Raw genomic sequence first — 22483 nt, forward strand, 5'->3', positions numbered from 1 at the left:
TCACACCCCACGCGCCGGCGCCGAGCGCGTCGCCCAGCTCAACAAGCGGCGTTCACCGACCGTGAGGCTCGCCTCGAGAGCGCAGATGGTCCCGTCATTTAGCGCGAACCCCAGGGGAAACGCGGCGCTTCAGCTGGACGTCACGGTCCACTAAGAGGGCAATATAAGCTAGTGCGTGCCCTTCTCTACACGTTCAGGTACCGCGCCTGTCTCATCCGTTCCGCTCGCCTGGGCGGACTCTCGGAGAGCTGTCTCTGACACGGGCGAAAGGTCCTCGTCGTCACGGCGAATCGTCGCTGCCCGGCGGTGGGTCCCAGCTAGTTTATCGACAATGAAGATCGCTGCCTTCAGGGCGGCTCGCTCCGAATCGTCCAGCGCGTCGTCTTCCAGCACCAACCGAATCGCGCGGGAAGTCTGTCGTAGCGTGATGACCCGGCACTCGTGGTCGTGGGACGAACGCTTCGAGTGCATGGCGACAACGTAGCCTTCTTTCATGACGTAGCCCCGGGTATTCATGGGAATCACCCGATACGGTAGCGCAATGGGGCGCTCGCCGTCGAGGCTGTTGCTGCGCGGGGTCGCGGCATTCGGGATGCCCAGGTCGCAGGTAGCTTCTTCAGTGTGGCTCGGCGACCAGGGCCCGGTTCCCGCGTAGTCCCGCCGTGATCGCCCGAAGCTGTGCGCGCATCAGCGCGACGCTGCCAACACTCGTGCTTGACGCCAAGCTGCTAGGGGCATTCGTTGGCGCCCTTCCCGCGCGCCTCGAGCTGCCCTCTGCCACGCAGGAACCGGCCGTGGTGGCATTGGCATCGGCACGCCAGGGCAACACCGCCCCGTCCCGGAGCGCCTGTACGAATCCTGGCAACCAGCCCGTTGTCGCGACGCGCTCGCGGCCCTCTCGAACATCGTGGCTGGTCAGGACCCGTCCGTCCTCGCTGATCCGGTACCGCACGTTGCCACCCCGGCTGACAAACGCGCAGCCGGCCATCTCGCGAGCGGCCTGCTCCAGTTCGGTCCGCGCTTGCTCGAGTGCGTGCGCAGTCAGGCGGGCGGTTCGGCGCTGGCTCGCGAGCCAGGCGAAATCGGTCGGACTGCGGAGGAGGGTGCGCAGGTAGGGGATCGGTCGCTTGGCTTGTTTCAGACTCTCCCAGCACGCCTCGATCACGTCGCCCAAGCGCTTTTGATGCTCGACGCGGGCGAGCTTCATGAGCTTGAAGATGTAGTTCTCATGAAATCCCAGGCTCAGCAGCGGTTGGACATCCGAAGGCAGCCGCGCCTGTTGTCTCTTTTGAAAAGCAGTAGGGGGTCGATAAACGTTTGTATACGGGTCTGCCAAGCTGGCAGACGGTGAGGCGTGCGAATAGGTCGTGTCGGTGCCGGCGGACTGCTCCTGGCTGCGGCGGCTGTCGTGCGTCGAAGGGCCGACGGTCGGGGACCGGGCGGCCTCGTCCGTGGCCGGTTCCGCGTCTGATGCAACGGCGTGCTTCGGAGCTGAGGACGCGCGCTTGCCGAGCGTGGCCTCGCGACCGATGAGGCCGAGTAGGGTAGCCGCGGTTTCCGTGAGATAGATGTAGGCCGCCCCGAAGCGGGCGTGGCGTGGCTTGCGAGTCTGCTCCGCGATGGTGATCAGCCCGGCCTCGACCAGGTCGTGCTCGGCGCGATACCACGTGCGCTCGGAGAGACCCGCTCGGGCCGCCAAGTAGTCGCGATGGGCGAAGATGGACGCAAGCGGTTTGCGGCGATCGACGGTCTGGGCGAGGGCGGCGAGTGCGCAGCGGGCACGTTGCGGCAGGCCGGTGACGCTCAAGGCACGCTGGTGCGCGCGTAGCGTTTGATAGGGGAGGTTGCGAGCGGAGCAGGTCAGCTCTGCAGGCGTTCTATTTCCGGGTTCAACGGCGTCAGGATGAAAACGATCCTCGCCAGCAACCTCACGTTGCGCGATAGACATTTCAAGCGTCCATTTCTCGAAAAATGGATGATCTATGCTTGACTGTCGTTCGCGATCCGCTAAACTCCGAGTTGTCTCGACTCGATCCCGGTTCCAGCCGGAGGAGAGCAGCAGGGTGCGACTTAGGTCAAGCCCGATTTTCAAAGGCCCCCGGTTCCAGCCGAGGGCCTTTGTCTTTCTCTAAGTGTTATCTCATCGATGCTCCGTTGAATTTGTTCCAACTTGGAACTGCTTGATTTGCAAGGACTTTTGGTGCTCTCGTCGACCGCCGGTGGTGACGTCAGTGCGCCATGCCATCACCGGTTCCAACTTGGAACTGCTTGATTTTAAAGAAAATTATTTTTTCACAACGCCGGATTCGCCACACTTCTCCTGCCGGCGCGCTTCCACGACTTCTTTGATTGCGGCCTGCACCGCGCGCGCTTCATCCTCACTCTGAAATTCCAAACGGACAAGCTTGCCGGTCATGCGCATGTCGCAATAGACACTCTTTCCGATCTTGAACTTGTGTGTCTCCGCCTTTGGCACGGCTTCGGACTTTCCTTGCTTGGTTGATCTGGAAGCGAGCTTGACGGCTTGTGTTTCGTCGATCTTGTTGGTCGCCAACAGTTCGATCGCTTCAACGACGGCCGCCTCCTTTCCCTCCCGAACTAACGCGGCAAATTTGCCTCCCGCGGTAGCCCCCATCAGACTGGGTAGCTCTTCAAGGCGAGCAATAGCTGTCGGCGGAAGTTCGCCAAAAGACATCAAACGAGAAACTGATGCTTTCGGGATGCCTGTCCGCTCGACGAGCTGTGCTTGAGACATTTCAGGGTATCGGCTGAGGATGAGTTTCAGCCCCTTATATTTCTCGTAGTCCGTCAGGTCGGACTGCATCAGATTGGCATTGAAGGCTCCAATGTCGGAATCCGAGCCCGTGGGATCTCCTAGCACACACTTCACCGAACGTCGGCCTAGCTCCTTGTATGCATCCCAGCGATGGTGTCCCGATTGAATTTCGAATCCACCCTCGTTTCTAGGCAGGACGATGATTGGCTGAACGAGAGGGTTGTGGCGCAGGTTTTCGCGCAGTTCAACATATTTCTCGCGAGGCATAAATCGACGACGTCCAGCGACCTCATGTAGCTCGGAGACCGGTATGTCGATGGCCGTGCCGGTGGATTTCGCGGCGATCAACTCCCGTCTGAGCCGCTCGATCTCCTCTTGCTGATGAGGTGAACCCTCCCGTTCGGCCGCTTCTGCACGTGACAACGCGGCTTGTAGTTCACGTTCCTTCTCCGCGAGGAGCGGCATGGAAGCCATGAGCTGACCTGGGGCCGTCTTAGGCCGTACGGGCGTGTCCGCGTCCGCGCGGGGAGCGCGAACTGTTGTTCCAATATTTTGGGACTTTGCGGCAAGTCGGTCTTTGATAGTCATAGTCACTCCTGTTCTGACAACCAAAGCGAGACGAGTTGCTGATCCACGATTCGTGAAAACCTGTCGTATGCCTCACGCGCTCGCTGATATGTCTTAAGACTGCCCTGGTAGCGAGAGATGTCATAGACCGTTCCAAATTCGGCAGCGGCACTTTGTGTAACAGCCGTCGTCGGAATTTCGATAGGGAGAACAAGTCCTTCGTAGGTCTTATTGATCCAATCTCGCACGATGGGAGTCGCTGTCTGTGAGTGGTCGACCTTGGCCAGTAAGACGTTTATAAAATCAAAGTGCTTCTCTGCCGCAGCAGGGGCGACTTTCGCCATGCTCTCGGACAGATCCGCGAACAAGCTCCAAAACTGGGTCGACGAGGCATAATCCAAAGCGCTTGGCGGAGTCGGCACGATTAGGCCGTCGGCCGCCATAAATGCATTGATGGTTAGGTACGACAAAGCGGGCGGCGTATCGATAACGACGACATCGTAGTATTCGAGTAGCGGCTCGAGTCCGCAGTTAAGCACGTTCCAGAACTGGAAGGTGTGATCCTTGGATTGCTTGAACGGCAGGAAGAACTCTGCACCGAAGAGCGCCGCACTTGCCGGGATCAGATGAACTCCATCCCAATAGGTCGCTTGAATAGCGTATTCGAGATCTGACTGTTCCCCATAGATGAGAGGGAGCACAGTGTGCTCCTCAATCACTTCACTATCGGCCAAGATGCCATTGAGCGCTGTAAGTGATGCCTGTGGATCGAGGTCAACGAGCAGAACCTTCCGCCCAAAGAGCGATAACCCTTGCGCAAGGGTCATTGCCGTGGTCGTCTTGCTTACCCCCCCTTTAAAATTGCCAATGGCTATTTTCTTACCTTTGACATTGTCGGGGCGCTTAGCATAGGGGGCGTGTCGCTCAATCCACTGGCGGGCTTCGGCCAGCGTGAATTCGCGCTGGCGGCTGTTGCGTAGCGTTCCTTGTGGAAGATCCGTTTCCGTTCGCAGCAAGTAACCCATCTTGTTTCGATCGGTGTCGAGCTGACATAGCTCGGCGAGCTGCGTTGTCGTATAGACCGGTGGGTTCTTGCGAGGGTGCGGCGCGAGCATGTTTTCGCGAACATCGATCAGCATATTGCTTGCCGTCAGGGCGATGTCGCGGATGCCGGTCAAGGGAATTCGGGGAGCTGCGTGCTTCAATTGAATCGATATCTTGCTAGACGGCTTGGATTCCCGCCCACGTATGTTTGTGTTCATGATGCCACCTTGGCGATCTGGCGCATGCGTTACTCAGCACCCGGTTAGGAAGTCAGCACATTTTATGAATTCCATGACAGAGTGCTGAATTGCGATGAAGAATAGAGGTTTACATCAGCCCGCGCAAGTTAACTTTTGCCGCCTTGGTGCTTATCCCGCGGGGCTCACGAGACGATTGCGAGACTTTGGTTGAGGTTTGAGCCCACTCCTGCTCGGATCGGGCCGGGGGCGGCTCGGAATTTCGCCTTAGTGCTAAGGCGCTGCTGTAGACGAAGTTGCTGGCGATATTTCGTCGCTTGTGCTTTTGGTAGCTGGAGATGAACGTACCGTGGGCTGTATTGCAAGTTTGTTTACGGTAAGACCGTTAGTTGCGTATTAGCCCTCTCCCTGCAAAGCTAGACTGCGGTGGTCTTGCGAGACAGGTTCCGGGCGGAAGGCGCGCACACGCGCGCGTTGAGGCCGATGCCGGAGAATCCGGCATCGGATGATTTACGCGCACTTAGCGGTGCGGCGGGCTTGCCCGCCGTAGCGATTAGTGCCCGCCGGAGGACGGCCGTATTGCCGCGGCGCCTTTTCGTTCGCGGGCTCGCCCGCCCCTCTGAGGCGTAGCCTCAGCTCGATCTAGGGTAGATAGAGATAGGTTCTGACTAAGCTCCGACACTTAACTGTTCCCGACCCCGACACTTAACCGCATTTATCCACAGCGACGCCCGGGACGCGCCTGCCTCCAGCGCGAAATTGCGTCTCCGGCGCCCGTTCTACGGCCACTCACGGCGCCGACAAGACTGTTCTGCCAGCAAGTGGACGTGCGCCGGCCTCGCGGTGGCGATCGGCAGGTGCTACATAACGTCAGGGGAAGAGGTTAGCCTGGCGGAGAGAGCTGGCTGCGCGCGACGCGGAAACACTGATCGCGATCCCAATCAGGGTTCGCTTCTTTCAGCTGGCCGGCTCGGATCATTACCGCGCGCTCGAATTCGGCATGGTGGTCGACGCTAGCCAGCGCGTCACGCGACTTCGCACGTGCTCGTGCAGCCGCGAGTTTGGTCGTGAGCTGCTCGAGCAGCTGGCCAGCTCCGGCGGCAGCGCCATGCTTGCGCTCGCGCTTACGAGCGGCGTCGCGCCGGCGCTGTGCCCGCAGGTGCGCGCGCGTGCGCTCGTGCCGCAGCCACTTGCCCAGGCCGAATTGCTCGAAGAGCGCCGGGGAGAGGTAGCGGATCGCGGCGAGGCCACGGTAGCGCGGCCCTTGCTGAGGGTCGGCCGGGATTCGTGAAATTTTCGCCAAAATGGAGTTACGCGACTGATTTGAAAGAGAAATTGATGCTTGAGTCGAGCGGCAAGGCCCTACGCTGGAGATCCAGCAAATAGGAGCCGAGTCGGTTGATGTGTTCGCGCCGATACGGCGAAAGCACCTGCAGCACCTCGGCGTCGATCGGCAGCCCCTTGTCCTGCATCGCCTTGAGTTTGCGCGACATCCACTGCACGTTGTAGAGAATCACCATGTTGGCGACGAGCTGGTTGTACTTGATGACCTTGCGCTGCTCGTGCCGGAGATTTTCGGCAATCACTTCGCCGCCGAACATTAGCCATTTCGCGAAGTCGTTGAACTGCTCGCTCTTGTTCGTCGCCGCGTGAATGGTCTGGCGCATCTCCGGATCGTTGATGTAGCGCAGCAGGAACATCGTGCGGATCACGCGGCCGAGTTCGCGGAAGGCGAAGTACAGCTTGTTCTTGACGCTCTCGGAACCGAGCCGGCGCAGGATCGTTGACGGCGTCATCCGCCCTGCCTTGATCGACACCGCGACGCGCAGCATGTCGGGGAAATGCCGCTCGATCAGGGTCCAGTCGATGCTGGCCCGGAACAGCGACTCGATGTTTTTGTAGCGTCGGCGACGATCGGCTTTGTAGAACACCAGTTCCTTGATGTCGCGGATGCGTGGCATCAGATTGATCCCGAGCAGATGCGCGAGCGCGAAAACCGGCGCGCTCTGCGCGTGCGTGTCGCCGTGAACGGTATCGGGCTGCACGTCGGAGGCGTTCTTGATCAACCCGTCGAGGATGTACACCGCCTCGTGGACACCGCACGGAATGAAGTGGCTGAACAGCGCAATGTACATGTCGGACACGTGGTAGTAACCGATCCCGCCATAGCCACCATACCGGATGTGGTATTCCGACAGCAGGTTCTGCTCGTACAGATTCCACTTCGTGCCATCGGCCGACACCCGCTTGCCCGAACCCCAGAATTTCGGCAACGCGAACTGGTTGTACGCGTTGATCACCTTGACGATCGCCTTGTCGAGCCGTTCTTCGGTGACGTGCTTCAGGTTCAGCCACGCTACTTGCTTGCGGCTCAGATTCTTGACCGAGCGCGCGGTCTGCGTCGGCCCGAGATTGCAGCCATAGCAGAACAACGTCGTGATGAAGCGCTTACGCGGGTCGTCGACCTTCGCCTCGAATCCGGAGAGCGGACCGAAGAGCCGGTGCAGATCGAGCCATTGTTCGGTTTCGGTGAGGATATCCAGGATGCTGACCGGCCGCATTGAGGCGGTAATCGCCTGGTCGATCAGGGTTCGGTTGGGCGGGTCGGGTTTCTTGTCGAGTCGATGGAGGATAAGACCCTGCGCGCCGATCTCGACATGGTCGTTTTCGGGGAAACCCGCATCGACCTTGTCGGCCAGCGTGCCGAGTTCATCCTTCAATTTCTGAACAAAGACCCGGCTGTCGACCGGGTAATCGACGAGTTCGCTGTAGCGTGGCAGTTCGTCGCGGAATTCTTCCCACGACACCTGGTGTTCGCGGGGATCGTCGTATTGATCACTGCCCTCGACGAACACGTCACCGGAATTCAGTTCCCGCATGAGCTGCCCGAACACGCAGAGCTCGAAATATTTCCGGTGCAGCAGGCGCGCCGATCGGCCGTCCGGAAACACGCATCGCTCCCACTTCTCCGGGACCCAGTCGAGCGGCAATTGCGCGAGATCGGTGTCGCTGAGCAGCAGATATTCGCGTCGCGACGTGCGCAGCTGTTTGATCCACTCGAGAGCCCGTAGCAATGCGTCGTCCTGCGAGCTGGGTTTCAGCGAAAGTTGTTCGACACATTGAAACAACAATGATCGCAGACTCTTGTACGGCGCGAGCAGGAATGGAAAGATATGATTGCCGGCCTGCGCGATATGCTCGTTGCAGCGAATCAGGACGGCATCGGGGTCGTTGTTCAATGCTGAACGCATCTGTGCGATGCGTACGGCTGCGGGCGTTGCATCGTCCTGCAGCACGTTCAAGACGTCGCGAAACTGGCCGACAAGCGAATGCAACTGGTCGGCATGCGCGAGCTGGTACTGCTGAAGTCGCAGCTTGGCGGTGTGCTCGAGGTTGCGCACGGTCTTGATCAAAATCTCGGCGACGTCGTCGAGCGCTTTTTGGCGTTGCGCGTGCATGAACAGCACTGCGAGCGTGTAGCGCTTGGCTGGCTTCAGCGCTCGCATTTCGTGAACGTCCAGCGCACGAGCTTCGGTGACGAACTGCATGCGCTTCGGGACCGAGAGCATGCTTGGCACGGGTGGTAAGCCCTCCGCCAACGCATTCATGGCCTGAATGTGCTCGAGGAAACTTGCGATCTCCCGTGGCCCGGGCCGCTTCGGTTCGCGCTTGAGTTCGTCCCACGGTGTTCGTCCGCGCCGGACCTGAAATAGCGTGTCGATCCGATCCTTCAATCTGTCGTCGAGCGAGTCGACGAAGGTGCGATAAATCGATTCATGGAGCTGGCTGCGAGCGTGGCTGGCAATCCGCGTGAGCGTCGCAAGCGGCGGCAATTCGTAGCGGCGCCGAACCAGCTCTTCGAGCATCACGTTGACGATGTCCGGTAATTCCGCCTTGGTCCGGGCCGCATGGCCGGCTAATTCGGCCAGCCATGCGTGGACTGCGTTGTCGACTGGGAGAATCCGGACGAACTCGCGCAGGATTTTCTGGTGCCGGGATTTACTACCCGAGCGGTCGTAGCGTGCGAGCGTTGTGCGCGGCAGCGGGCGGACGCCGAGCACGGCACACATGTGCTCGATGATCGCGGGCGGCACGTCGGAGATCACCGGTATGTACCCGAGACGCTGCAGCAGCTTCAGTTGCGCGAGGATCAGCACGCGCGTCGGCGCTTGGCGGAACTGACCAAAGACGAACCGGATCTCGGCCGCACTTGGCGTGTAGACCGTTCGCAATTCCGATTCTTCCAGTTCCGCCGGGAGTACCGGGTACGCGGTTTCATGAATTTTGGTCATCTTTTCCAAGACAACAATCGGTATGTGGACAGCCACGCTTCTTCCGGAAGGCCGGCGCCGACATACTGATAGTCGATTGCCCGAGGCGCGCGGAAACGCTACGCCGCGCAAGTCCATACTGGATGGAACGTTCGCGTACCAGTCATGCCCCTGCGCGCGGCACTGTCCGGCGAATCCAAGCCGGTCACCCGCGTGCGCGACAACCTGCGCTACGTGTCTATCTTTGGGGAGCCATTTGTAAACCTGTGCGGCATCGCGCGTCTAACAAGGTGAACAAACAGGAGCAGTCATGATCCAGGCGATATGGAATGGTGCCGTGATTGCCGAAGCATCGGAGTACGCGGTAAAGAGGGTCGAGGGGAATGTCTATTTCCCACCGGATGCGCTTCATCACCAATACTTTCAACCGAGCCCCTGGGAAACGACGTGCTTCTGGAAAGGCCGGGCCAACTACTACGATATTGTCGTGGATGACAAGATCAACTCCGGCGCCGCGTGGTACTACGCCAATCCGCGTTTTCTGGCGAAACACATTGCCGGCTACGTTGCATTCTGGCATGGCGTCGAAGTACGGCAATAGTCAGCAAAAAAACGGAGTGGGTTAATCCCGACGCCCGCCAACGTTAGGCTGACGCAACTCAGGCGTCACCGTGACAGCGGCGATCCTGCGCGTAGATCGTCCAGTCGTATGGGATGAATTCGATTTGAGAATCCACGGGCACCTTCACAGGCGCATATCGGTTGATATATGCAATCAGTGTCGTCCCTCGCTTCAGGAAATCGTCCATGTAGAACTTCAGAATTGATGACACGCGGATCGTGCGGCGCGCGAGGTCGATCTGCAAATTTCGCGTCTCGCCAAAGAAATACCGGGCCGCACCATCGAGCTGCCGGTCCAGCTCCGGACCTGTGAATGGCTGCCGCGGCAGGCGCGGGCAACCCGCCGACATGCAATTCAGCGCAAAGTGAACGCGCTCATCGCCCATCGTGCGAATCACGCTGTTTTCGTAGGTGTAAAGCGACATCGACTCTCCGCCGATCTTGAAACGCCGCAAGCCGAAGAACCACACGCGCGTCAGAAGTCCGAGTTCCTTCGGGATCCCCGATGTAATGACATTGAGCATGGAGAGTGCATTGTAGGTGTTGATGTAGTAGGCCAAGGCATCATTTCGGCTCGGAAATTCGGCAGGCGCACTGCGCGGACTCTCGCTTGCGATATAGCCAACATAAGCGTTCAGATCGACCATGTCCGCGGAGAGGCTGCAGAAATCGACCTGTCCGCGATCGTTCACAAATTTCTGGAGCACCCGTGCCCAATGTGCAGCCCCTGCGCCGTGCTGCGAGCCGTCTGCCGCCCAGCTCCATACCGGGATAGCGCAAAGTGTGGCGAGCAGGCGACGTCGGGTCATTGGCATTCGAAGCGGCACGAGGGGATGCTTCATGTCGTGGCACACGCTCTATTCACCGCATGCTCGTTCGAGCGCCCTTTCCGGTGCCTTTTCGGAACGTCAACGGCCTGACCGGTTTTGACCGGCCCGTTGAATTCAACGTCCTCCTTCCCGGTCGCCGGATTCCAGTACACGGGCGATCCCGCACGATAGATCCGGATCGGCTTCAGAACAAATGCATCGCGTCTGGCGTTGTGAAGGCACATCGAAACCGGGCCTTCGCTTGTGGCGACCTTGAACGCGCACGCGCGGATCCGATCTTCTTCCAGCCGGGCGGTGTCCATGAAGTTGTGAATGATGAAGGACAGCGTGTGCACGCGAGCGCCGCTTGCAAAAATATCCTTTCGCATGGCCCAGACTTTTCTCGCGGTCCACGACAACGCCCGCAGCCACAACGCGGGATGACCGGCGAACCAGGCAATCAGACCACACGCGGTTGCCGCAGGGCGCGTTCGGTCGAACACGACCGCGGCCGTCGCGGACTGCATCGCAGCCACGAATGACGGATCGTCGAAGCCATCGTGCAAATTTCCGTTGGCGGCAATGCTCATTGCGTAGCGGTTGCAGGACGGGTGCCCGATCAGTGACGCGGAAAAGGTAATCGTCGTACCCGCCCCCTTCTCGATTTGCGCGGCCACCGTGTCCGGCGTGATCGTAGGGCCACGCGCACGCAGTATCCCTCGGCCAATGTCTGCCTGTAACTGGAACGATACGGTACGAATGTCGTTCGCGCGCGAGCGGAAAAACGACACGACGGATGGGATCTCGTCGAAATTTCCGTCGTGGACGGTCGTGTTAAACATCACGGACAACGGCAATCCTGTCGCCATGTTCAGGTAACGCTCGCGCAATGCGTTCAAAGTCGCTTCGGTCGTGTAACCGCGTCTCAACTGGGTCGTATCGACGTGAAAGGCAACATCCGCTAGACCGGCATCGGCCAATTGCGTCAACAGTGCGCGGGTCACGCGAATGCCGTTGGTCATCAAGGTGGCGCGCATTCTACGCGCCCGGATTCGGCGCACGATCGCAAGCAGTTCCCCCCGGTCGCGCAGGGTTGGCTCGCCTCCGGTGACTTGCACGTCGGTATTCGGACCGTATGACGCGAAGATGGTGTCGATGCGGGCAAACAGTTCGTCCAGCGGAATGTCCTTGACCGCTTCGGCGTTTTCCGACAGGTAGCACAGCGTGCAGTCGAGATTGCAGCGCTGCGTAATTTCGAGTGCGATGCAGCCGATCGGCCAACGCTGCCCCATCTGCTGGCTGGCGTCCGCGAACCCCAGAGTGTGAAGCGTCGTTCGCGCGCGGTCGAACGCGTCAGCCGGCGAGCTCGGCCAACGCTCGATGCAATGGGCGCCCACTTCGTCACTCGACAGATAAGGCATGGTCATCGCACCTTCGAACAGACTTTGAGGGTTTTCAGAAAGAGCCCGCTTTGAGCACGGCACGCCCAAAGCGGGCAAACGCCCATGCCGAAACGCGAATGCATGGTCGGAGGATGTGTCTGATCGCCATCCCAGCGATTAGACGGACGATGCCCCTCGCCGTTACAGCCATTTGTCGAGACACCTATCCGTCTCGCACGGCTTGATCCCGGCAGCGCGGACCCGGCCCACAATCTCCTTGCTCGACGATGGGAATGAGTTTTTCCGGACTGTCCTCCCAGAATAGGTGCGTGTAATCGAAGTGCCCCTCGATGGCTGGCTTGATAATCGAGAAGAATGGGGATAGATCGAAGTCGCGCGGCACGAAAAGGCTATGATGCCGCACGCGCAGGATTTCGTTGAAACACGACTCGCAACCCTGGATGCCCGCGCTTTCCCGGCGCATGCCGGGCAGTATCGGATAGCCGATCGACTGAAAGGCGAGTGCGATCAGCGTCGAACAGATCGCCCGCGTCGGACTTCCGCTCCCCAACTCGAGCATGCGTCGCCGAAATTTTTGAGGAACCGGCGGCGCCGGCAGCAGGTAGCGCGCGAGATCGATGATGTTGCGCAGGTCGTACTGCTGCCCGACCCGTGCGATCGCGAATTCGCACACACGCCCGGTGTCCCGCTCGGACAGGCCGATCGGCCGGCAAATGCGCGTGTTGTAGCCGGCGAACTGGTTGACTTCCGCGATTCGCACGCCGTCGATCATGTCGGCTTCGATGAACGCATTGGTTTTCCCGGAAACATGATCGCCGACATACAGCGCGGCATGCGACCAAGTCGATTGCGTCAGGTATCGAATCGCACCGCTGATGCGCGAATTGCCCTCGACCAGCAGCACGTCGCCCGCAACAAGGTGCTCAAGCAGCGCGTCCGGATGGGTCGCCGGTGCGATGCCGTTCGTTTTCACCGGCGCGGACAGATATCGCGCGAGCCGTCGTCCGATCGCGGAACAGAAGAAATCCATGGCCCCTCCCCGTCGCGACCCTGTCGCCGGACGAACTGCGCATCGTTGCAATCCCGATTCTGCCGCGCTGTCCGCGCGCCAGTCGCCGCTTTTCGTCAAACGCAGCGGCCCTCTCGACCATTAGTCGAGTCCGGACTGCCACGTTTACACGGCATGACGAGGGATCCGGTTCCTGGATACGCTTGCGCCGGCAAGTAATCCGGCCCGTCGACGATCCGCGCCCCGTACGACAGCCACGCATCGGAACCGCTCGGCCATTGCGAGAGGAACTCCCAGTGCCAGTGCAGATAGTCGAAGTCCAACGCGATGGCTTCGATGTATGCGCCGCGCAATCTGATCCGATGCAGCGGACATCGGTGCGAAGGCTTTATCCCGATCCGTGTCACGACTCCGTACGTCGTTCGCGCGAAATTCGGCATCCCCGCTGCCCCGTTGTTCGCAACGACGAGCGGCCCTGATGGCAAATCGAACGAACGCATGCCGGGCAGACAGGTGTGAGACGAAGCGAACAAATCTATACGCGATTGCCTGCGTACCTGCTCGAGCCACGCGGGCGTATCGGGTCGATCCAGCGCATCAGCCGAAAAACGCCATCCGGCAAGCGACTCGCAGTCGCCATGCACGATGCCGACACGCAGACGGCCGACCTGGGCAACAAGCGTCATCGGCAAGGCGGCCAAAGCCGCCTGCCGACCGCTTTTGGCAGCTGCACGACGAAGCTCGCGCAATATGGCGTTGGACCGGTCCACCGTCTGTTGCGCGACCTCTGGCGGGTAAGCGCATCCACACCCCGCATCCAGACCGCGCATGCGGCTCAATTCGGTCTCCACGTTGCCGCGCAGCGCATGATGGCGGCGAACGCGCGAATCGACTTGGGAAAATATGGCGCTATTCCGGTCGAACCAGTGGAAGTCGCCATTGAAGACCAGCACGGCTCCCTCGAGGCTCGCCATCAGTTCGATCGCATCCAGTGCGGGACGATTGCCGTACAGCCCCCCGACGACATAAAGCGTCGACGCTTCCAGATCGACCGGTCGGGCGAACGTTGCAGTGTCGTAGCGATAATCGGGAGGACACGATCTTCCCGGGCTGCCGCGATCGTCGGAATCGTCCATTGCCGATAGCGTCATGCAACGGCTGGCGACGGATGCAATGCGCCAGAGCAACTGCTGCCCTGCCCCGCCGTACATCCGAAGCAGTGATCCGCGACGCGAATTGTCGAGCCGACGAAATTGTCTTCCAGCAGATCGGTCACCCGTGCGGGTCGGCCCTCCCGATGCACAATCGGCATGCCGAGCATTTGGTTGAAATCGCAGTCGTACAGGTTGCCCTGCCAATCGGCGCTGATCAGACTGCGGCACATGACGTTGCCGAGATTGGCCGAGACGTAGTTGTCCTTGAGCAATTTCATGTACGCGGCAAACGTACCCTTCGAGACCAATGTGCTGCCAAAACGCTGGATCGGCATGTTCGCGAGCGTCAACAGATGGGTGAACCGGATGCCGAACCGCTCGCCCAGGATCCGGCGGTAGTCCGCTTCGAGTGCCTGTTGCGCCAGCGGCAGAACCGGGCCCTGCGGGTTGTAGACGAGACTGAGCGCGAGGTGCCCTTCGCTTTCATCGCCATACCCGAGCGCATTCAAGCGCACCAGCGCGCGAATGCTCGATTCGAACACGCCGTCGCCGCGCTGCCGATCCACGTTCTCTGCCGAGTAGCACGGGAGTGATGCCACGATCTCGACGGCGTGATGGGCCAGGAAGCCGGCAAGCGTCTCCTGCCCAGGCTCCTCGAGGATGGTGAGATTGCAGCGGTCGACGACATGCACGTCGAGTGCTCGCGCCTCGGCAACAAGGGAGCGGAAATGGGGATTCAACTCCGGTGCGCCGCCGGTGAGGTCGAGGGTGCCAATTTGGTGTTTCGCGAGGACCCTGAGGACGTCGTCAATGACCGCGCGACTCATCTGCTCGGTTCGTGTCGGCCCCGCGGCCACATGGCAATGGACGCACGACTGATTGCAACGGTACCCCAGATTGACCTGAAGGCAATCGAGGGAGCGGCGATGGATACGCGGAAAATCAGTGTCGCGCAATAACGGAAACGTGTCGTGCATGATGAATTCCCTGCGGGAGATCAGCTTGTTGATTCGACGCGCCAGCGACGTTCCGTTTACACGATAGTGGCGTGAAGGGTGCCGCATATAACCAAAAGTTAGTAAAGAAGCTGCCAATCGCTCGTCATACGTTCCATATGCCCGTGTCAGCAAACTGTGCACGGGGGCGCATTGAGCGGATCGACTGCTACTCTCTATCAACTTCCTGATGGCGCAATGACTTCCGGATTTCTCGTTCTGGGCGAGTTCCTTTCGCTCGTCTTCCTCGCCGGCATTGCCAAGGCAGCGCTCGTCACTGGCGCCATCTACGTGCTCTTTCCCGAGCTCGGAGCACTGGCCTACGATGTCTTCACCCGCCCGGCCGGCGTCTGGGCGCGAGCGCCCGTGATGCTGGCTGTCACACCGACCATCGCCGCACTCATCGGCACGGCCGTCGCGCACAGCTTGCCCTATGGCCCGGTACCCGTAGCGCTGTGCATCGCAAGCGCGATGCTCGTGATCCGCATCCTGCGCTCGCCGGTCGCGCCGGCCATCTCCGCCGGATTCCTGCCCCTGGCGCTGGGTGTCACCAGTTGGTGGTATCCCGTGTCGATTGCAGCTGTCACCGTCTTGCTCGGGGCGCTGTCCGTCACATACCGGCACATAGTCGCCGCCAGGCTTCGTTCAGCGCCCCGCGTCATCGACGATGCGATCGACGACGAATTGGAAAGTACACCCCAGCGCTACGTATGGGTTCCGGTTTTCGTCGGATTTCTTCTGCTGACCTACGGCATCGGCGCTGTCACGGGGCTGCGGCTCATCCTGTTTCCACCGCTTGTCGTGATCGCGTTCGAGATGTTTGCGCATGCGGATGTCTGCCCATGGGCTCGACGCCCGTTCTTTTTGCCTCTGGCCTGCTCGATCACCGCTGCCGTCGGCGTCTTGGCAGTTTCGGTATTCGGTGTCGGGCCGTTATCGGTGATCGTGGCGCTGCTGGCGGGTATTGCCGCGCTTCGCACATTTGGCCTGCATATGCCGCCCGCGCTTGCCATCGGCCTGCTTCCACAGGTCATTCCCCATACGGATCAGACATTCGTCATCGCTGTCGCCATCGGCACGTTCACGCTCACCGGCGCCTTTTTGCTCATGCGGCCGGTGCTGTTGGCTCGCTCCGATATGGCAAGTTTCGATTAGAAGTATCGCCAGGCGACGACGTGCTCGCGTTGACTGTCCGGTCGTGTGTGCTGTCGCGGCACCGTTCGGCACGACCGAAGTTGTAAACCTCGTCGAGCGATCCCGTCTAATGGGGGCATCACGGATGTCAAACCGTAAGCGAGGAAAAGTACCGTGCTCAAAATACTGCTGAAAGGGCTCTTTTTGCTGACCTTTATTGGCGCGTCGGCGTCTGCATTCGCCGCGGCACAGCCTTACGACAAGGGTCGCTTCGAGACAGCACTGGCTCAAGGCAAGCCGGTCGTGGTCTGGTTCCACGCCAGTTGGTGTCCGACATGCCGCGCGCAGCAACCGTCCGTCGATAAACTGTCCGAGTCCCCCGCAATGAAGGACGTGACGGTTTTCGTCGCCGACTTCGACAAGGAAGTGGCTCTCGAAAAGACACTGCGCGTCGCACAACAGTCGACGTTCGTGGTGTTCCGCGGCGGCCGGGAGGTTACACGCTCGACCGGCGAAACGAACGAGCAGGCCATCCGCGCAACATGGGAGAAGGCGCTGTGATCGCGTTCGGCCCCGCCACGTACGGCGTTGGATTCGCAGCCGGCACGCTCTCCACACTGTCCCCATGCGCATTGCCCCTGCTCCCCGTCCTCGCGGCGTCCGCGCTGTCCGCGCATCGCTTTGGCAACCTCGCGCTCGCCGCTGGCCTGGGTGCGTCGTTCGCGGCGGTCGGCCTGTTCGTGGCCACCGTCGGCGCGGCGGCTGGACTGACGGGCGACACCTTCCGGGCAGTGGCCGCGGTATTGATGGTGGTTTTCGGGCTCGCGATGGCTTTCGGGGCGCTGCAACACCGGTTCGCGCGCGCCCTTTCGCCGGTCGGTGGCGCAGCCCAGCGCCTGCTCGCTGGCATCCGGGGCGACGGCCTTGCTGGGCAGTTCGCGATCGGACTGCTGCTCGGCATCGTCTGGAGCCCGTGCGTCGGGCCGACCTTGGGCGCCGCGTCCACGCTCGCGTCGCAAGGACAGGATCTTGCACACATTGCTGCGTTGATGGCAGTGTTCGGAATGGGCGCCGTGTTGCCGCTGCTCGTACTCGGTGCGATGTCGCGGGTGACGCTCGCGAAGCTGCGCGGGAGCCTGGGGCGCTTTGGCCGGATTGGGCGCAGCGTGCTCGGCGGACTGTTCGTCGTCGTGGGTGCGCTCGTCCTGTCCGGTGCGGACAAGACGCTGCAAGCTGTCCTGCTGTTGCACAGCCCCGACTGGCTGGTCCAGTTGACCACTTCACTCTAACAAGGAAATCGACATGAAGCGGCGGACGACTCGCGAGGACAGACGATGTATCCCGTTCCATCCGGTCGGGACGAAGTCGCGATGAATGATGTCAACGCAAACATTTCGCGCGCCGAGTTGGCCCAGTTGCGTAATCACTTGCTGCGATTCGCTCGACTGCAGTTGCGCGACGATGCCGCCGCGGAGGATGCCGTCCAGGACGCGATGCTCGCGGCGATGAGCAAGATGGCAGACTTTCGTGGACATGCTCAGTTGAGCACCTGGGTGTTCGCGATCCTCCGAAACAAGATCATCGACATCATGCGCACGCGCAAGCGCTACGTCGCGGTGCAAGAGATCGACGAGCTGCCGGCTGACAGTTTCGATGTGTTGTTCGACGAGCGCGACCGCTGGCAGATTGACGAACGGCCCGCATTCTGGGGCGATCCCGAGGCCACACTGGAGCAGCAGCAGTTCTGGACGGTGTTCCAGACCTGCCTCGACAGGCTGCCGCCGTCAACCGCGCGGGTATTCATGATGCGGGAGTTCCTGGAACTGGAGCCGGAGGAAGTCGCCGCCGAGCTGGCCATCAGCAAGTCGAATTGCGGCGTGATACTTCACCGGGCGCGAATGGCATTGCGCGTGTGCCTTCAGACCCGGTGGTTCAATGAGCGAGGCGATCGAAAATGCTGACCTGCAAGGAAACGACCGAACTGATTTCCAAGGAGGCCGACGACGGTCTCAACCTTCGGGAATCGCTCGACATGCGCCTGCATATCCTGATGTGCAGTGCGTGCCGAAACTATCGGAGCAACGTGGCGTTTCTGCGGCGTGCGTGCCGATCGGCGGCCACACCCGCCACTTCGCCTGACCCATCGCCGAAAGACGGGCACTGACGACGTCCATCCCCTATTCACGAGCAAACAGCAAGCGCTGACGCGCTCATCCGGGAGTATCGGCATGAACTCACGCATTCTTTCCCTTCGACGCCTCGATGAGGTTCAGTGGAACCGCGTCCATACCGCGATCACGATCGCGCTTGGCATCGGCTGGCTGCTCGATGCGTTCGAAGTGACGATCGTCAACAACGTGATCTCCGTCTTCAAGACGCTCTGGCACTTGAGCAACGCGCAAGCGTCCTGGATTCTCAGCATCTGGTTCGTCGGAATCATGGCGGGCGCCTACGGCTTCGGCTACCTGGCCGACCGTTACGGGCGCAAGCGGCTCTTCCTGATCACGCTGTTGTTATACGGCACGTTCACGTTTCTCACCGCGTTCGCATGGGATTACACGTCGTTGATGGTACTTCGCTTCGTTACCGCGATCGGCGTTGGCGCCGAGTATGCGGCAATCAATGCCGCCATCAGCGAATTCATTCCGGCGCGACACCGGGGCAAGACGAACGCGACCGTGATGAACTTCTGGTCGGTCGGCGCGATACTCGCGGCGCTCGTGACGCTGTTGCTCATCAATCGGCTTCCTGCCGACGTCGGATGGCGGGCGGCATTCGGCTTCGGCGCCGTTGTGGCCGTCGCGGCCGCGTTCGCGCGCCGCTACATTCCCGAGTCGCCGCGCTGGTTGAGCGCGCACGGCGAGACAGGTGCTGCATCAGCGATTATCGACGACATCGAGCAAGGGCAATTCTCACGGCCGCGCTCAACCGGGGCGCACGATGTCTCATCCGGACCCGTCGTGCGGCGGAATTTCTGGTCGCAATCGTGCGAGTTGATCCGGCGACATCCGGGGCGCGTCGCACTCGGATGTGCGCTGGATTTTTCCGAGGCCGCCGGCTATTACGGACTGTTCGCGTTCCTCGCGCTGTTCATCCTGCCCGCGGTTCACGTGGAGGCCACGTTCGTTCCCTGGTTCTATCTGATCGGCAATGTCGGCGCGCTCGTCGGCGGCCTCGTTGTCGCCGTGCTGCTCGACAGCGCCGGCCGCAAATTGACCGTGCCCGTCGCGTATTTGCTGGCGGCGGTCGGCGTGCTGTTGATGGCCGCGGCAACGGCCACGCATGACTGGCGCTGGGTGCTGGCGGCCTTCACGGTCGCGAACCTGTTTGCGACCGGAAGCTGGATCTCCGCGTACCCGACCTTTTCCGAAATCTTCCCGACGCATCTTCGCTCTACGGGGATAGGCATCTCGGTCGCGGTCGGTCGGATCGGCGCATTCGCCGCACCGCTGCTGCTCACGCATGTCGCCGAAACGGCCGGCATGATTCCCGCGCTAGTCGTCCTCGCGGCGTTCTGGCTGATCGGCGCCGTCGCGATGGTGCCGTGGTACTTCCGCGGTGTCGAAGGCAAGGGAACTGCGCTCGAAGCGATGGTGAACTGAACACGCGGCACTGACTGCTGTTCGGGTGCCAAAAAAGTTGTAAAAGGTGGCGCTCCATCACGACTAAAGAGCGGGAGTCGTTCCCGAACAACTCGACAAGTCCAGGAGAGCAACATGAAGAAGTCGTCGATGGTCGCCCTTTCGATCGCTGCGCTGACCGCCGCCACCGTCGCATTTCCCGCTGCGGCGCAAACCACCGCGGCAAGCGCGCCGATGGCGCAGTGCGGACCGAAATGTGCCTCGAAATGCGGGGCAAAATGCGGTGCCAAGCAGCACGCCAAGCGGCACGCGAAAAAGCATGTCCAGCATGTTGCCGCCAAGTGCGCATCCAAATGTGCGCCGAAATGCGCGCCCAAGTGCGCGCCCAAGTGCGCGGCACAATAACCGTTAGCGACATGGCTCGGGGCGGTATTGCATTGCGCCGCCCCGCCATACGATGGTGCAGTCATCTGGACATGTCACTGCCGCAAGCGAGGCAATACCCGTGAACGTCAAACGCCCCGGTTCGACCAACAGGCGCCGGCAAGCAGCCTTGGCGCTCGTACGCTGTTATGAGACGCTGGCAAAACGCAACGAGAACCTGCTGCAGCACGTGATTGGCGAGCAGCCGTTCGAGTGCTGGCGCAAATATCCATCTTCCGAAGTCATTAGCGCAGATGGTTTCCAATATTTCTACCACGCGCATAGCGCTGACGACCGACCGGGCGCGACCGAGAATGGACATTTCCATACCTTCGCTCGCCTGGATTGCCGCGCCCGCCCGGTCGAGGATCTACCGGTCCCGCCGTCCGGCACGACGAACCCGATCGCCCAGGATCCGGATTCCGTGCATCTGATCGCGATCTCTGTCGATGCGCTCGGTCTGCCAACCGGAATCTTCACCGTAAACCAATGGGTCACCGGCGACCGCTGGTGCAGCAGCGCCACTCTCGACACGCTTTCGACGGCCTTCCGCGCCGACGGTGCCGGACCTTCACTGGTTTCCTTGTGGGTGACGTCCCTTTTTTCGCTGTACGACGAAGCGATACGTAAGCTGATTCGGGATCGCGACGCAACGATCCAGCAGGCGATCGATACACACGGCGCCGGCTACCGGATAACCGACGATCGGACGCTCGAAGTGCTGTCGTTGAAGACACTCTCGTTTTCCGACGACGTTGATGCCGCGTTGCGTGATGCCCGTGTTGAACACCAGGAGAGAACATGAACGCCAATGACTTCACCGTCGGCATCATCGGCGGCAGCGGGCTCTATCAGATGGACGGTCTTACTGACGTTCGCGAAATCGACGTCGTCACGCCTTTCGGCGCGCCGTCCGATCGCATCGTGACGGGCTGGCTCGACAGCACACGTGTGGCGTTCGTCGCACGGCACGGCCGCCACCATACCCTCCTGCCATCCGAAGTCCCGTATCGGGCCAACATCTATGCACTCAAGCAGCTCGGCGTGCGCTATCTGCTGTCGGTGTCGGCGGTCGGATCCCTGCAGGAGGTGCTTCGTCCCCGCGACATCGTCTTGCCCGACCAGTTCATCGATCGCACTTACCAGCGCGATGCCACATTCTTTGGGGGCGGCGTCATCGCACATGTCCCGTTCGCCACGCCCGTCTGTCCCGCTTTGAGCGGCGTGCTGGCGGACGCGGCTCGGCACGCGGCGCCCGACGTGACCGCCCATGTCGGCGGCGCCTACGTCTGCATCGAAGGGCCGGCGTTTTCTACGCTCGCGGAATCGACGCTATATCGGCAATGGAATGCGTCGGTCGTCGGCATGACGAACCTGCCGGAAGCCAAGCTCGCGCGCGAGGCGGAAATTGCCTACGCGACGCTTGCACTCGTCACGGACTACGATTGTTGGCATCCGTCACACGAAAGCGTCACCGTCGAAATGGCCATCGCGAACCTGCAACACAACGCAGCCAACGCAAAGCGCATTCTCGCCCGCGCGATTGCGTTGATTGCGGACGCCCCGCCGTTGTCGGCCGCGCACGACGCGCTGCGCACGGCGTTGGTCACGCCCGCGTCGGCGATCGGCCCGGCGGCTCGCGAGCGTCTGTCCGCGATCATCGGCAAATACGTTGCCGATTGAAACACAGGGTGATACTGGTGGCTACGGAACATCCTAGCGATACCGCGGCTGCTCGCGGCGGTCCGGCCCCTTCGCGCGTCCCGGGACTGTCAATCATCATTCCGGTGATGAACGAAGCCACGACGATCGGCGCCTGCCTGCACCGCCTGGTGCCGCTGCGTACGCGCGGAGCGCAAGTCGTCGTCGTCGACGGCGGCAGCACCGACGACACCGTCACGCTGGCCCGTCCGCTGTGCGACGTCGTCGTGCGCGCGCCGCGCGGGCGCGCATCGCAAATGAATGCCGGTGCGCGGCTCGCATGCGGGACCATCCTGCTCTTCCTGCACGCAGACACAGCCCTGCCTGCGTCCGCCGACCTGCTGATCCGCGCAGCGCTGCAGGATGCGCCGGCACAAGCGTGGGGGCGCTTCGACGTACGGATCGACGGCGCCGCGCCGCTGTTGCGAGTCGTCGCCCGCATGATGTCAATTCGCTCGCGCCTGACGGGCATCGCGACCGGCGATCAGGCGATCTTCTGCCTGCGCGACACCTTCGTGACGGAACGTGGATTCCCGATGATTCCGATCATGGAGGACATCGCGTTCAGCCAGCGCCTGCGTCGCCATGCACGACCGATCTGTCTGCGTGCCTGTGTAACAACGTCAGGCAGGCGCTGGGAGGCGCACGGCGTGATCCGCACCATACTGCTGATGTGGTGGTTGCGGCTCGCGTATGCGCTTGGCGCGGCACCCGATACACTGGCCGGATGGTACCGGTCCGAGTCGGGGCGATCGTCACCGACGCGCATCGATCAACACCGCAAACCATGAGAGGTGC

General features: G+C 61.1%; 22 protein-coding genes. 11 read left to right on the forward strand and 11 right to left on the reverse strand.

The genetic code is table 11. From position 1 onward, the window contains the following. Nucleotides 1–168: 168 nt before the first annotated feature. From KS03_RS00135 to KS03_RS00160, 6 genes are all read right to left on the reverse strand, one after another. The gene (locus tag KS03_RS00135) at nt 169–495 is read right to left on the reverse strand and encodes a hypothetical protein (protein ID WP_127913985.1); all 327 of its coding nucleotides are present in this window, start codon (nt 493–495) and stop codon (nt 169–171) included. Between the two features lie 121 nt (nt 496–616). Beyond that, nucleotides 617–1948 (reverse strand): replication protein O, encoded by a 1332-nt coding sequence (locus KS03_RS28875; RefSeq protein ID WP_080942728.1) that lies wholly within the window; start codon nt 1946–1948, stop codon nt 617–619. 336 nt (nt 1949–2284) lie between these two features. After that, on the reverse strand, nt 2285–3364 hold the full coding sequence (locus KS03_RS29090) for a ParB/RepB/Spo0J family partition protein (RefSeq protein WP_012732706.1): 1080 nt from the start codon (nt 3362–3364) through the stop codon (nt 2285–2287). Between the two features lie 2 nt (nt 3365–3366). Continuing rightward, complete coding sequence (locus KS03_RS00150; protein ID WP_232252304.1) at nt 3367–4521, reverse strand: ParA family protein; 1155 nt, start codon at nt 4519–4521, stop codon at nt 3367–3369. A 946-nt stretch (nt 4522–5467) separates the two neighbouring features. Further along, complete coding sequence (locus KS03_RS29095) at nt 5468–5887, reverse strand: hypothetical protein (protein ID WP_017432449.1); 420 nt, start codon at nt 5885–5887, stop codon at nt 5468–5470. A 7-nt stretch (nt 5888–5894) separates the two neighbouring features. Beyond that, nucleotides 5895–8876 (reverse strand): Tn3 family transposase, encoded by a 2982-nt coding sequence (locus KS03_RS00160; RefSeq protein WP_035977131.1) that lies wholly within the window; start codon nt 8874–8876, stop codon nt 5895–5897. Nucleotides 8877–9165: 289 nt separating this feature from the next. Here KS03_RS00160 and KS03_RS00165 point away from each other — a divergent pair, with 289 nt between their 5' ends. Continuing rightward, nucleotides 9166–9456, forward strand: coding sequence for a DUF427 domain-containing protein (locus tag KS03_RS00165; RefSeq protein ID WP_012732800.1), 291 nt, complete (start codon nt 9166–9168; stop codon nt 9454–9456). A gap of 58 nt (nt 9457–9514) precedes the next feature. On the opposite strand, the gene KS03_RS00170 is transcribed toward KS03_RS00165, so the two are convergent. The 5 genes from KS03_RS00170 to arsS all read right to left on the reverse strand — a co-directional run bounded on the left by KS03_RS00170 (nt 9515) and on the right by arsS (nt 14828). Further along, the gene (locus KS03_RS00170; protein ID WP_102952662.1) at nt 9515–10318 is read right to left on the reverse strand and encodes a DUF547 domain-containing protein; all 804 of its coding nucleotides are present in this window, start codon (nt 10316–10318) and stop codon (nt 9515–9517) included. Next, nucleotides 10315–11712, reverse strand: a complete 1398-nt coding sequence (locus KS03_RS00175; RefSeq protein WP_102952661.1) for a radical SAM protein — start codon at nt 11710–11712, stop codon at nt 10315–10317. The genes KS03_RS00170 and KS03_RS00175 overlap by 4 nt, the downstream gene beginning before the upstream one ends. A 178-nt stretch (nt 11713–11890) precedes the next feature. Next, complete coding sequence (locus tag KS03_RS00180; RefSeq protein ID WP_012732797.1) at nt 11891–12718, reverse strand: YiiX/YebB-like N1pC/P60 family cysteine hydrolase; 828 nt, start codon at nt 12716–12718, stop codon at nt 11891–11893. A gap of 95 nt (nt 12719–12813) precedes the next feature. Further along, nucleotides 12814–13833 carry a hypothetical protein gene (locus KS03_RS29100; RefSeq protein ID WP_012732796.1) on the reverse strand — a complete coding sequence of 340 codons (1020 nt, stop codon included), beginning with the start codon at nt 13831–13833 and terminating at the stop codon, nt 12814–12816. Between the two features lie 11 nt (nt 13834–13844). Next, nucleotides 13845–14828, reverse strand: coding sequence for an arsenosugar biosynthesis radical SAM (seleno)protein ArsS (gene arsS, locus KS03_RS00190; RefSeq protein ID WP_012732795.1), 984 nt, complete (start codon nt 14826–14828; stop codon nt 13845–13847). Between the two features lie 216 nt (nt 14829–15044). Between arsS and KS03_RS00195 the strand changes: the two genes are divergently transcribed. The 10 genes from KS03_RS00195 to KS03_RS00230 all read left to right on the forward strand — a co-directional run bounded on the left by KS03_RS00195 (nt 15045) and on the right by KS03_RS00230 (nt 22476). Continuing rightward, nucleotides 15045–16001 (forward strand): hypothetical protein, encoded by a 957-nt coding sequence (locus KS03_RS00195; protein ID WP_012732794.1) that lies wholly within the window; start codon nt 15045–15047, stop codon nt 15999–16001. Between the two features lie 153 nt (nt 16002–16154). Then, nucleotides 16155–16541 (forward strand): thioredoxin family protein, encoded by a 387-nt coding sequence (locus KS03_RS00200; RefSeq protein ID WP_012732793.1) that lies wholly within the window; start codon nt 16155–16157, stop codon nt 16539–16541. Beyond that, nucleotides 16541–17269 (forward strand): cytochrome c biogenesis CcdA family protein, encoded by a 729-nt coding sequence (locus tag KS03_RS00205; RefSeq protein WP_035977124.1) that lies wholly within the window; start codon nt 16541–16543, stop codon nt 17267–17269. Before KS03_RS00200 ends, KS03_RS00205 begins: the two co-directional genes overlap by 1 nt. An 81-nt stretch (nt 17270–17350) precedes the next feature. Continuing rightward, the gene (locus KS03_RS00210; RefSeq protein ID WP_035977108.1) at nt 17351–17941 is read left to right on the forward strand and encodes a sigma-70 family RNA polymerase sigma factor; all 591 of its coding nucleotides are present in this window, start codon (nt 17351–17353) and stop codon (nt 17939–17941) included. Continuing rightward, nucleotides 17935–18144 (forward strand): zf-HC2 domain-containing protein, encoded by a 210-nt coding sequence (locus tag KS03_RS29105; protein WP_012732790.1) that lies wholly within the window; start codon nt 17935–17937, stop codon nt 18142–18144. The genes KS03_RS00210 and KS03_RS29105 overlap by 7 nt, the downstream gene beginning before the upstream one ends. 64 nt (nt 18145–18208) lie before the next feature. Next, a complete protein-coding gene (locus KS03_RS00215; protein WP_012732789.1) occupies nt 18209–19582 on the forward strand; it encodes an MFS transporter in 1374 nt (457 codons plus the stop codon). A 114-nt stretch (nt 19583–19696) separates the two neighbouring features. Beyond that, nucleotides 19697–19966, forward strand: a complete 270-nt coding sequence (locus tag KS03_RS29110) for a hypothetical protein (RefSeq protein ID WP_012732788.1) — start codon at nt 19697–19699, stop codon at nt 19964–19966. Nucleotides 19967–20066: 100 nt separating this feature from the next. Further along, nucleotides 20067–20789, forward strand: a complete 723-nt coding sequence (locus tag KS03_RS28885) for a DUF6969 family protein (RefSeq protein ID WP_012732787.1) — start codon at nt 20067–20069, stop codon at nt 20787–20789. Beyond that, nucleotides 20786–21667: an S-methyl-5'-thioadenosine phosphorylase gene (locus tag KS03_RS00225; RefSeq protein WP_012732786.1), complete on the forward strand. Its 882-nt coding sequence runs from the start codon at nt 20786–20788 to the stop codon at nt 21665–21667. The genes KS03_RS28885 and KS03_RS00225 overlap by 4 nt, the downstream gene beginning before the upstream one ends. 107 nt (nt 21668–21774) lie before the next feature. After that, nucleotides 21775–22476, forward strand: coding sequence for a TIGR04283 family arsenosugar biosynthesis glycosyltransferase (locus KS03_RS00230; protein WP_017432756.1), 702 nt, complete (start codon nt 21775–21777; stop codon nt 22474–22476). The last annotated feature ends 7 nt before the right edge of the window (nt 22477–22483 follow it).

Origin of the sequence: Burkholderia glumae LMG 2196 = ATCC 33617, from assembly GCF_000960995.1 — a bacterium.
In the GTDB taxonomy this organism is placed as follows: domain Bacteria; phylum Pseudomonadota; class Gammaproteobacteria; order Burkholderiales; family Burkholderiaceae; genus Burkholderia; species Burkholderia glumae.